At 61.6% G+C, this 12,213-nt stretch carries 8 protein-coding genes; 7 read left to right on the top strand and 1 reads right to left on the bottom strand.

Annotated elements, in window-relative coordinates; all coding sequences use genetic code 11:
* Positions 1-134 precede the first annotated feature (134 nt).
* The 7 genes from F4V43_RS17995 to F4V43_RS17965 all read left to right on the top strand — a co-directional run bounded on the left by F4V43_RS17995 (position 135) and on the right by F4V43_RS17965 (position 11,479).
* The gene (locus F4V43_RS17995; RefSeq protein ID WP_150459650.1) at positions 135-1,052 is read left to right on the top strand and encodes an ABC transporter permease; all 918 of its coding nucleotides are present in this window, start codon (positions 135-137) and stop codon (positions 1,050-1,052) included.
* A gap of 18 nt (positions 1,053-1,070) precedes the next feature.
* On the top strand, positions 1,071-2,009 hold the full coding sequence (locus F4V43_RS17990; RefSeq protein ID WP_150459649.1) for a carbohydrate ABC transporter permease: 939 nt from the start codon (positions 1,071-1,073) through the stop codon (positions 2,007-2,009).
* 56 nt (positions 2,010-2,065) lie between these two features.
* Complete coding sequence (locus F4V43_RS17985) at positions 2,066-3,652, top strand: DUF3502 domain-containing protein (protein ID WP_150459648.1); 1,587 nt, start codon at positions 2,066-2,068, stop codon at positions 3,650-3,652.
* A 147-nt stretch (positions 3,653-3,799) separates the two neighbouring features.
* Positions 3,800-5,866, top strand: coding sequence for a beta-galactosidase (locus F4V43_RS17980; protein ID WP_150459647.1), 2,067 nt, complete (start codon positions 3,800-3,802; stop codon positions 5,864-5,866).
* A gap of 252 nt (positions 5,867-6,118) precedes the next feature.
* Entirely contained in the window at positions 6,119-8,725 is a 2,607-nt protein-coding gene (locus F4V43_RS17975) for a glycosyl hydrolase 53 family protein (RefSeq protein ID WP_191089641.1), read from the top strand.
* 176 nt (positions 8,726-8,901) lie between these two features.
* Entirely contained in the window at positions 8,902-10,719 is a 1,818-nt protein-coding gene (locus F4V43_RS17970) for an S-layer homology domain-containing protein (RefSeq protein ID WP_191089640.1), read from the top strand.
* A 19-nt stretch (positions 10,720-10,738) separates the two neighbouring features.
* Complete coding sequence (locus F4V43_RS17965; RefSeq protein WP_150459644.1) at positions 10,739-11,479, top strand: sulfite exporter TauE/SafE family protein; 741 nt, start codon at positions 10,739-10,741, stop codon at positions 11,477-11,479.
* Between the two features lie 132 nt (positions 11,480-11,611).
* Here the strand turns inward: F4V43_RS17965 and F4V43_RS17960 are convergent, their stop codons facing one another.
* The gene (locus F4V43_RS17960; RefSeq protein ID WP_150459643.1) at positions 11,612-12,178 is read right to left on the bottom strand and encodes an FAD-dependent oxidoreductase; all 567 of its coding nucleotides are present in this window, start codon (positions 12,176-12,178) and stop codon (positions 11,612-11,614) included.
* Positions 12,179-12,213 lie beyond the last annotated feature (35 nt).

Genomic DNA, 12,213 nt, shown 5'->3' with positions numbered 1-12,213 from the left:
TTTCCGTGGGGCCGAGGCCTCCGAATTTGAAATCGTAGAAAAAGTATTAGTTTTAATTGCTGGCGCCAATCCCGCATGAAAGCGCCTTTCCCTATACTTGAGATATAGCAGAGAGGGAAAGAGGGAGTGACGAAATGAGAACAGGCTTTTGGAGCGATGTGAAGAAATACCGGACGCTTCTGCTGATGCTGCTGCCGGGTGTGCTGTTTTTTCTACTCTTCGCCTATGTGCCGATGGCCGGCGTGGTGCTGGCTTTCAAGAAATACGACTATAACGGGGGAATCTTCGGCAGTCCGTGGAACGGGCTGGACAACTTCCGGTTCTTCTTTGAATCGGGCGACGCCTTCAGAGTCACGCGCAACACGGCGCTCTACAATATCGCCTTTATTATCGTGAACAATCTGCTGCAAATCTGCGCAGGCATCCTGCTCTTCGAGGTCGCGGGCAAGTGGTTCCGCAAAATTACGCAGACGATCTTGTTCCTGCCCTACTTCCTCTCATGGGTCGTAGTCGGAGCGATCGCGTACAACCTGTTCAACTTCGATGTCGGCACGATCAACTCGCTGCTGACCTCGATTGGTCTCGAGCGGATCGACATCTACAATACCCCGGCCTACTGGCCGTTCATTCTGATTATCGTCTCGGCCTGGAAGGCGCTCGGATACGGCACGGTGATGTATCTGGCGGCGATCACGGGGATCGACACGGAGATGTACGAGGCGGCGGAGATCGACGGCGCGAACATTTTCCAGCGGATACGAAAGATAACGGTTCCCAACCTGATGCCGACGATTATCATTCTGGTGCTGCTGGCGATCGGCAACATCTTCCGCGGCGACTTCGGAATGTTCTACAACATGGTCGGCAACAACGGATTGCTGTTCTCGTCAACAGATGTCATTGACACCTATGTCTTCCGTTCGCTGATTACTTCCAACGACATCGGCATGTCGGCGGCGGCGGGATTCTTCCAATCCGTGCTTGGCTTCGCAACGATCCTGCTGGCCAACTACGCGGTCCGCAAATACGACAAAGACCATGCGCTATTCTAGAAGAGGGGAGAGAACGCTATGAGCACCACTGCTATAGACCGGAACCTTACGGGGGCTGCGCCTGCGGGCAAGAAGAAGATACAGAAAGACCGGCTGATTCTGTCAATCGTCGGATACACGTCCCTGGCGCTGCTCGCCCTGTTCTGCCTGCTGCCCTTCTGGCTCGTGGTCTCGTCTTCGCTGACCGATGAGAAGGCCATCACGCTGAACGGCTTCCGGCTGATTCCGCCGACATTCTCGACGGAAGCCTACCACCTGCTGTTCAAGTATCCGGCCGACATGCTGCACGCCTACGGCGTCACCATCAGCGTCACGGCCATCGGCACGGTTCTGGGGCTGTTCCTGACCTCCATGACCGCCTATGTTCTGGCCCGGAAGGATTTCAAATGGCGCAACCATTTCTCCTTCTACTTCTTCTTCACGACGCTGTTCAGCGGCGGTCTGGTGCCCTGGTACCTGCTGATTGTCAACTATCTGCATCTGAAGGATACCATGCTGGCCCTGATTATTCCGATGCTGCTGAACGTGTTCTATATCATCGTCATGAAGTCGTTCATGAGCGGCATTCCGGAAGCGATTGCGGAGTCGGCGAAGATTGACGGGGCGGGCGACTTCCGAATCTACCGCAGTCTCATCATTCCGCTCTCCAAGCCGGTGCTGGCTACCATCGGGCTGTTCATCGCCCTCGGCTACTGGAACGACTGGTACAACGCGCTGTTGTTCGTCTCCAAGTCGGAGCTGATGCCGCTGCAGTACTACCTCTACAAAATGCTGGGCAATATGGACGGCATGCGCAAGGCCATGATGCAGGCGGGCGCCGTGGTGAACACGAATCTGCCGACGGAGAGCCTGAAGATGGCCATGACAATTGTGGCAACCGGACCGATTCTGCTCGCGTATCCGTTCGTTCAGAAGTATTTCGTGCAAGGCATGACGATCGGCGCAGTCAAGGGCTGAGGCAGCCCGCAGCAAGGAACTACATGCAACAACATTCTCAAGGGGGTAACAGAACGATGAAATCTGGCAAAAAAACAACAATCGCGGCGCTGGCCGCGACGATGACGATGGCCGCCGCCCTGACGGCTTGCGGCGGAAACAATAACAACAACGGCAATGCCGCGTCCTCTACGGCGCAGCCGGCGGCATCCGCCGGCGCTTCGGCGGCCGCCGGAGCGGTCGATACCTCCAAGGAAGTCAAGCTGAAGATGGTGCTGGTCGGCGGCAAGCCGGCGGATTACGACGAAGTCTTCGGCAAGCTCAACGAGCTGCTCAAGACCAAGATCAATGCGACCGTGGACGCCGAATTCCTGGACTGGGCCGACTGGCAGCAGAAGTATCCGCTGAAATTCGCGGCCAATGAAGATTTCGATGTGGTATACACCGCCAACTGGGCGTTCTACAACGACCAGGCGCTGAAGGGCGGCTTCATGGAGCTGACCGACGATATGCTGCAGAAATACGCGCCGCAGACCTGGAAAGCGATGCCTTCGGTCTCCTGGAACCAGGCCAAGGTGGGCGGCAAGCTGTACATGGTGCCGAACAACAACCAGGAAGTGACTGACAAGGCGGTGCTGATCCGCGAAGATCTGCGCAAGAAATACAATCTGGAGCCGGTGACCAGCCCCGAGACGTATGCGGCTTATCTGAAAGCCATCGCCCAGAACGAGAAGGGCATGAACGCATTCGGCGCCAAGCCGGCCGACGGCTGGAAATGGCATGAACTGGATCAGATCCTGCTGGAGCAGAAGAACGACTGGAACCTGGTGGACTACAACTTCCCGCTGGCGTACAAGCTGGACGACGCTTCCGCCAAGGTATTCAATGTGTACGATACGCCGGAATTCGCCAGTCTGCTGACGTACTATAAAGACCTAGCCGACAGCGGCGCCTGGTCGAAGAATATTGTCAGCAACAAGAACGATGTCTGGCAGGATATGAAAGCCGGCAAGGTCGGCTCCTATGCGCAGAACCTGGGTACCCTGGCCTCCAATATTCAGGAGACCCGCCGCGATCTGCCGGATGTGGAAATGGCGATAGCCGACTTGACGCCGGACAGCAAGAAGATCGGCGCCATCTCGACGCAGAACGGCATGGCGATTCACGCGACTTCCAAGAACGCCGAACGTTCGCTGATGCTGATCGACCTGCTTCAGAACGACAAGGAAATTCATGATCTGACTATGTACGGTATCAACGGCAAGCACTATGAAGCCATCGGCGACGACAAGCTGAAGGCCGGTCCGAGCAATGCCAACTATAACTTCAGCGGCTTCTCCAGCTGGGGCTGGAACTCCCCGCTGAACCGGCAGGACGAAGCCTATCCGCAGGAAGCCAACGACATGCTGGCAAAATGGCAGGAGAAGGTCTATCACTTCCCGCTCGAGACTTTTGTCTTCGACGACAGCAAGGTGAAGACGGAAGTCGCCAATATCGGCAATGTGATGCTGCGCTACGCGATTCCGCTGGAATACGGCCTCATCGGCAACCTGAAGGACGGTCAGGCCGATCTGGTGAAGCAGCTCAAAGCCGCCGGCATCGAGAAGGTGCAGACCGAACTGCAGAGCCAGATCGACGCTTTCCTGGCGAATCAGTCCAAGTAATACAAGGTCTGACAAGGCTAACGAACAGAACCGGAATAGAACGGTACAATCTACCGGATAAGGGGAGACGGCTGTCTCCCTTTTATCATAAGCGGGCAAGCCGCACGCCGAACCCCATTACGGACCCATGAGAAGGAGAGAACCTCGATGACGACCAAATTTCCGCCGATCAGTCCCAAGCTGCCCGTGTTCATGCACGGCGCCGACTATAACCCCGACCAGTGGCAGCATGACCCGAAAGTGCTGGAGGAAGACATCCGGCTGATGAAGCTGGCCGGCTGCAATACGATGGCGATCGGAATCTTTGCCTGGACGGCGCTGGAACCGGAGGAAGGCACGTTCACCTTTGAATGGCTGGACCGGGTGCTGGATACCTTCGCGGAGAACGGCATCTACGCCTGGCTGGCGACCCCGAGCGGCGCTCGTCCGGCCTGGATGTCCGAGAAATACCCGGAAGTGCTGCGCGTGGAGAAGAACCGGGTGCGCAATCTCCACGGCATGCGCCACAACCACTGCTACACCTCGCCGGTCTACCGGGAGAAAGTCACGATCATGAACACGAAGCTGGCGGAGCGCTACTCACAGCATCCGGCCGTGCTCGGCTGGCATGTGTCCAATGAGTACGGCGGCGAATGCCACTGCGACTACTGCCAGGACGCTTTCCGCGAATGGCTGAAGCGCAAATACGGCACGCTGGAGAACCTGAACATGGCGTGGTGGACCTCGTTCTGGGCCCACACGTACACCTCCTGGTCCCAGGTGGAGTCTCCGGCTCCGCACGGGGAGAATATGGTGCACGGCCACAATCTCGACTGGCGCCGGTTCGTCTCCGACCAGACCATTGACTTCTACCTGCATGAGATTCAGCCGCTGCGCCGGATCAACGCCGATCTGCCCTGCACGGCCAACTTCATGGACTGGTTCTACGGCATTGACTACCGGGATTTTGCCAAAGTCGTCGATGTCATCTCCTGGGATGCGTATCCGACTTGGCATGAAGCGGACTCCGAGGCCAAGATTGCGGCCTGGTTCGCGTTCAATCATGACCTGTTCCGCACGCTGAAGCACAAGCCGTTCATGCTGATGGAGAGCACGCCGAGCCTGACGAACTGGCAGCCGGTGAGCAAGCTGAAGAAGCCGGGCATGCACAAGCTGTCCTCGCTCCAGGCCGTGGCGCACGGATCGGACACCGTCCAGTATTTCCAGTGGCGCAAAAGCCGCGGGGCAAGCGAGAAGTTCCACGGCGCGGTCGTGGATCACGCCGGCCATGAGAACACCCGCGTCTTCCGGGACGTGGCCGAGCTGGGCAAGACGCTGGCCGGTCTGACAGAGCTGCTCGGCACGAATGTGCCGGCGGAAGCCGCCATTCTCGCCGACTGGGACAACCGCTGGGCGGTGAACGACGCCCAGGGTCCGCGCAACGGCGGACTGCATTACGAAGAGACGGTCATGCAGCACTACAAGGCGCTGTGGGAGCTTGGCGTTCCGACCGACATCGTCGGGTCAGACGATGACTTCTCGGGCTACAAGCTGCTGCTTCTGCCGATGGCCTACCTGCTCCGCGAGGAGACGGGAGCCAAGATCGACGCGTTCGTCCGGAACGGCGGCACGCTGGTCTCGACCTATTGGACCGGCGTAGTCAACGAGACCGACCTCTGCTATCTGGGCGGATACCCGGGACCGCTGCGGGAGACGCTCGGCATCTGGGCCGAGGAGATCGACGGGCTGCATGACGGCCAGCTCAACCGGCTCGTGGTAGAGAACGCAGAGCGGCTCGGCTTCGGCGGCGAGCATCCGATCCATGAGCTGTGCGAGCTGATTCATACGGAAGGCGCCGAGACGCTGGCTGTATACGGCGACGACTTCTACGCCGGGCGGCCGGTGCTGACCGTGAACGGCCGCGGTGCCGGCAAGGCGTATTATCTCGGCGGACGCGTCAAGGACGATGCCTTCTATGAGGCGTTCTACGGCCGCCTCGTGGAAGAGGCCGGCGTGCGCCGGGCGCTGAACGCCCCGCTGCCGGCGGGCGTAACCGCCCAGCTCCGCAGCGACGAAGAGCACGATTATGTCTTCGTGCTCGGCTTCTCCGGCCAGGCGGAGACGGTGGAGCTGGACGGCGCCGCGTATACCGACGCCGAGACGGGCGAAGCGGTAACCGGACCGCTGGAGCTGCCGGCTTACGGCGTCCGCATTCTGAAGCGGGCGGCGCATTAACCCGTTCCAAGGAGGCGGATGCAGGAAGGAAGGGAACCGCGGCGGTTGGCGCCGCGGTTCTTTTGGTGCGCGGACACAGGACGGCTCTTAAAGTAAAAGCTCTTAAAAAAGCAAAGATCGTTGATCGCGTACTAGGATTCGTTGCCTCTCTCGCTGTTGGAAGGGGTCGGCGGTCGCCTACAATGAGAGAGAAATCATGGGAGGGGGATTGGAAGGATGAGAAGAGCTGTTCGTCGCGGATGGACTGCGGCTATGATTATTATGTTAACGCTTACACTGTGGATGCCGGGAGCGGCGAGGCAGGCGGAGGCCGCCTCGGGGCTGTCGGACCCGGATACCTTTATTAAAGGGGTGGATATTTCCACTCTGCAAGCGATCGAAGCCAAGGGAATGCACTACTATGAGGATGGACAGGAGAAGGATCTGCTGGCCATTCTGAAGGACCACGGCGTCAATTATGTCCGGCTGCGGGTGTGGAATCAGCCTACGGAATCGGGCGGCTTCAACGATGCGGCCAAGCTGCTGGAAATCGCGCCCCGCGTCAAGGCGGCGGGCATGAAGCTGCTGGTGGACTTCCACTATTCGGACTTCTGGGCCGATCCCGGCAAGCAGGAGAAGCCGGCGGCCTGGAAGGATCTCGGCTTCAATGAGCTGAAGCAGGCGGTGTATGAGTATACGGCAGAGGTGCTGACCGACTTGAAAGATGCCGGCGCTTATCCCGATATGGTTCAGGTCGGCAACGAAATCAACAGCGGCATGCTGCTGCCGGACGGCGCAGTAAGCAGCTTCGATAATCTGGCGGCGCTGCTCTCCGAGGGCATCCGTGCGGTACGCGATACGACGCCGTCCGGCGGCTCGGTGAAGATTATGCTGCATCTGGCCGAGGGCGGGAATAATGCCAAATTCCGCAGCTTCTTTGACCAGGCCAAGAGCCGCAATTTGGATTACGACGTCATCGGCATGTCCTACTATCCGTACTGGCACGGCACCTTCCAGGAATTGAAGACGAACATGAACGATATGGTGGCCCGGTACGGCAAGGAAATTGTGGTGGCCGAGACGGCCTATCCGTTCACGCTGGAGGATGCGGACCCGGTTGAGGGCGGCAATATTGCCAAACTCGCGGATACCGAGAAGGCGGGCTTCCCGGCTTCGCCCGCGAATCAGAAGCTGGTGACCGAGACGGTGCTGAACACGGTTGCCCATGTGGACGAAGGCAAGGGGCTGGGCGTATTCTACTGGGAACCGGCCTGGCTGTCGGGCGTCGGCTGGAAGGAAGGCGACGTCAACGGCTGGGAGAATCAGGCGATGTTTGATTTTGACGGGAACGCGTTGTCTTCGCTGGATGCGTTCAAGTACGAGCCGGGCAGTCTGGCCAAGGCCCCGATCAAGGTCTATGCGTCCGAAGGCGTGACGACGGTCAAGGGCCAGGAGCCGGACTTGCCGGCAACGGCCAGCGTGCTCTACAACGACGGATCGATTACGCCGGCGCCGGTCGTCTGGGATGCCGTTCCGTCCGGCAAGCTGGATGCAGCCGGGGAGTTCACGCTGGAAGGCAGCGTCGAGGGGTTGGCCGAGAAGGCATCGGTAACGGTCAAGGTGCTTGCCAATGCGAATATGGTCCGCAACCCCGGCTTCGAGAGCTGGATGGATAACTGGACGCTGACCGGAGACCAGGCGGGCAGTGTCAAGAACGACACGGCCAACGTCCATGCGGGAGCGAACGGCTTCAATTACTGGTACGGGTCGGATTATGCCTATAAGCTGTCGCAGACGGTCACCGGACTGGAGAATGGCATTTATACGCTGAAGGCCTGGATCTCGGGGGGCGGCGGTGAAACGAAGCTGCGCCTGTTCGCCGACGGATACGGGGGAGACCCGCTCTATACGGATGCCGTCAATACAGGCTGGAATGTCTGGAAGCCCTACACGGTCGGGAACATTGCCGTGACGAACGGGCAGGCCACCATCGGCATCGACATGGCGGGTCCGGGAGGTACCTGGGGGTGGATCGACGACTTCGAGCTGGTGCGCATGAGCCAGCCGGCCGGAACCTTGACGGGAGGCGGCATGACGGTAAGTCCGGGTTCGTCTTTTGACCTGACCTTTGGAATTGGCGGTCTGGAGAACCCGTTCCGTACGGAAGAAATGACGCTGCGCTACGACCCGCAGAAGCTGGAGTTCGTGGAAGCGTCTTCCCTGGTAGAGGGCCTTAAGGTGGTCCGTCAGACGGTCAGCGACGAAGGGAATGCGGCGTATCTGGTGCTTGCGGCCGAAGGCGGAACCGTCTCGAATGAAGCGTCGCTGCTGAAGCTGACGTTCAAGGCCAAGGCCGGAGCGGCAAGCGGCTCCGCTGTTGTAGAGGCGGCCAATATCGCGGTCTCGGACGGGGGCCCCCTGATTTCGGCGACCGGCTCCTCGGCCTCGGTGACAATCTCGGCGGCGGCCGACATGACGGCGCTGGACGCGGCGATTGCGGATGCCGAAGCCAAGTATGCAGCCACTTCGGCCGGCGCTTATCTGGGCGGATATGCCACGGAGTCGCGGAATGCGCTGAAGGACGCCATTGCGGCGGCCAAGGCGGTCCGCGCCGATGCGACTACAGGCCAGGCCAAGGCGGACGCTGCGGCGGCGAAGCTGACCCTGGCGGCAGAGACGTATTTGAATTCCGCCTATACGCTGGAGACGCTCGGCGCGGCGGTAACCATCCGCGACCTGGCCAATGTCTCGATCGCCTACGGCAAGACGGCGAGCGGGGCCGACTGGTACCTGTTCAAGCCGTACGACGCCGACAAGAACGGCAAGATCGACATTATGGATCTGGCTGCGACGGCCCGGAAGATTCCGGGCAAGTTCTGAGGGGCGCGGCGGGTTGAAGCGACGGATTAAAGTGACGGATGGAAGCGATGGATGGAAGCGATGGATGGAAGCGATAGATGGAAGCGATAGATGGAAGCGAAACCGGTAAGAAGCCGAAGGTCCCCGCAGCTCGCCTGCGCGGGCTTTCCGCTGCCGGCGGGAAGGAGACGGGCGAGATGAACAGAACGGAAAGAGACGCAAGAAGATCCGGACGCTGCGGCCTGCTGCTGCTGGCGGCCCTGCTGCTGGTTCCGGGCGGGGCGGGTGCCGGAAGGGCGGCTGCCGCCGGAGAGACAGGGGGCGGATCGGCAGGGAGCGGCGCTCGGGGGGTGCAAGCCCTGGAGCGGGACGCCGTAGCCGTTCGGACGGCCGCCGAGACAGGGACGTCCGTCTCCTTATCGGCGGCGCCGGCCGCAGTCGGCGGCGAGGTGACCGTGACTGTGACAGGCGACGGTCTGGCGGATCTGTACGCGTTTGAAATGACGCTGAATTATGATCCGGCGAAGCTGGAGTATGTCTCCGCAGCTTACGGACTCGCAGGCGGAATGGGCGTGCCGGCTTCCGTCTCAGGCGGCAAGGCGGCCTTCGCCTACACGCAGATCGGCTCCGAAACGCCGGGGATGTCCGGAAGCCGGAAGCTGCTGACGGTAGTCTTCCGGGCGGTCTCCGCCGGGAAGAGCGAACTGTCGCTGTCCGGCGTCAAGCTGGTGAACAGCAGGCTTGAGAGCGCTGCGCCGAAGACGTTGCTCGGCGCCGAGGCGGCGGTTGCGGCGTCCGGCGGCGGAACGGAGGCGGGCGCCGGCACAGGGACCGGCAGCGCAGGTCCTGCCGCAGGCGCGGGCAGCGGCGCGGCGGCGGGCGGGCAAGCGGCGCAGCCGGTCACGGTTACGCCGGAGCAGGCGGCTGCGGCATCGGCCGGCGGCCGGGTGACGCTGGCTCTGCCGCCCGGCGCAGAGACGCTGCGCCTTCCGGCAGGAACGCTGGCGGCGATCGGCGGTCAGGCGCTCCGCCTGACCGGAGGGAGCGGCGGGGCGTTCGCGCTGGAAATTCCCGCCGGCCTGATGAAGTCGCTGGGCGACCGGGCCGCAGCAGCGGAAGGCGCGCTCGTCCTGAAGGCCGAGCCGGTGAGCGCCGCAAGTACGGCGGCGCTTCTGGCCCGCAGCGGCGGCGGCCGAACGGCGGACGGCGGCGGCCTCGCCGTATCCTCCGCCGGTGAAGCCTATGCCTTCTCCCTGGCGGTGGAGAAGAACGGAACGGCGGAGCCGGTGCGCGAGTTCGCCGAGCCGCTGACCCTGACGCTTCGGGCGGCCGCATCTTCCGCGTCCGACCAAGATATCACCGGCATTTATTACATCGCGGAAGACGGCGCTCGGGAATATGCCGGAGGCAGCCGCAGCGGAGAGGTAATCTCCGCTTCCATCCGCCACTTCAGCACCTATGCGGTGCTGCGCGTGGAGCGGACCTTCCCGGATATGCCCCGTTCGCACTGGGCGTACGGCGCTGTCCGGTCGCTGGCTGCCAAGGGCATCGCCGGCGGAACCGGCGCGGCGTTCGAACCGGCCCGCAGCGTGACGCGGGCCGAATTCGCCGCGATGCTCTCCCGGCTGCTTCGCCTGATGCCCGCCGCCGGGAAGGCGTCCTTCGCCGACGTTCCGGCGGGAGCCTGGTATGAAGGCGAAGTGGCCGCAGCCGCGGCGGCCGGCATCGTCTCGGGCCGCAGCGAGCGGGTCTTCGACCCGTCGGGCACCCTGACCCGCCAGGAGATGGCCGTCATGCTGACGAAGGCCTATGCCTACAGCCGCGGACCGTCAGAGGTGAAGACGGCGCCTCCGGTTTTTGCCGATATGGACCGCGTCGCCTCTTGGGCGGCGGAATCGGTGCGGACGGCGGCTGCGCTCGGACTGGTGCAGGGTCGCAGCGGAGGTCTCTTCGCCGCAACGGCTCCGCTCAGCCGGGCCGAGGCGGCGCAGGCGCTGTACGGATTGACGAAGTAAGGGCAGGGAAGCCGGACTCATGAAATTGTGGATGGTATTCGAGGTGATGGCAGTCGTGGCAGCGGCCGGGTTCATTCAGGGATTGACCAGCTTTGGCTTCTCACTGGTATCCATGCCGCTCCTCAGCCTATGGCTGCCGGTGACGCAGGCGGTGCCACTTGTAGTTATCCTCAGCCTGCTGACCAATCTTGTTATACTGGCGCAAGCGTACAAGAAAGTGAGGCTGGGCCGCATTTGGGCGCTGCTGGCCGCAAGTCTGGCGGCGGCTCCCCTGGGGGCCTATCTGCTGACAGCGGTGCCGGCGTCCGCGCTGAAAGGAGCGGCCGGTCTGCTCATACTGGGGTACACGCTTCTGCTGTTGAATGGACGGAGCTTTAAGGTCCGCAACGAACGGTTAGCCTTCGTTCCGGTCGGTCTGGTCAGCGGCCTGCTGAACGGAAGCCTGTCCATGAGCGGACCGCCGGTGGCGCTGTTCCTGAGCGGGCAGGGGATGGATAGGGATGCCTTCCGGGCGAATCTTACCGCCTACGCCTGTATGTTGAACATCATAACCCTTGCAGCTTTTGGCAGAGAGGGGCTCGTGGACGCCAGTCTGCTGAGGCTGCTCCTTCAATTGACGCCTGCGCTGCTGATCGGCGTCTGGGTCGGCACCGCAGCCGTTCGGCGTCTGGACGAGAAGGCCTTCAAAAAAGTGACGCTATGGCTGTTGGTAGTATCGAGTCTGTGGTCGATTGCCGGAGCGTTGGGTGCGGTCCGTTAGGGGATACCCGCGAACAGGCGCTCATAGGCAGGCAGGATGACAGGATAACTCAAATCAGGCTTCCGCCGTTATTGACGGGGAAGCCTGATTTGAGTTGTTCATGGACCGGCTGGCCGAATTCGATATCCGGCCTCAGGATTTCATCGCGTCATGATCGACATACCGGGCGCTGTTCAGCTCGCTGATGACGTTGACCGCCACCCGGGCTCCGTCCCCGGCGGTGATGATGGCGTGCACGCTGACGCCGGCCACCGTGCCGGCGGCCCAGATGCCGTCGATATTCGTCCGTCCGTCGGGCCGGACGGCAATCACGGTCTTGATGCGCGGCTCCGTGCCGTCCCGGGTCTCGACGCCCGCCTGGGCAGCCAGGTCGGTCAGCGCGCCGGTTGCCAGAATGATGTGCCGGGCTTCGTAAGTCTGACCGCTCTCGGTCGCAATCCGGAAGCCGTCTTCGCCCCGGACGATGTCTGTCGCCTTGTCGGCTGCAAGCTTCGCGCCGAACTTCACGGCCTGCTGATGCCCGGTCTCGACGAGCTCCGGTCCGCCGACGGCCGGGATGCCGTAGTAGTTCTCATACCAGCCGCGCCGGGTCATGCCTTTGTCGTTGTCGATCAGCAGGGTCGCCTTGCCTGCCTTGGCTGCAAAAAGCGCCGCGCTGGCCCCGGCCGGTCCCGCCCCGATTACCGCGATTTCGTACATGATGATTCCTCCTCTGATCGATTATGCTTCCGTTG

Origin of the sequence: Paenibacillus spiritus (assembly GCF_008710135.1) — a bacterium.
Taxonomy (GTDB): Bacteria; Bacillota; Bacilli; order Paenibacillales; family Paenibacillaceae; genus Paenibacillus_AQ; species Paenibacillus_AQ glufosinatiresistens.
This window is presented reverse-complemented; position numbering and strand designations above follow the sequence as displayed.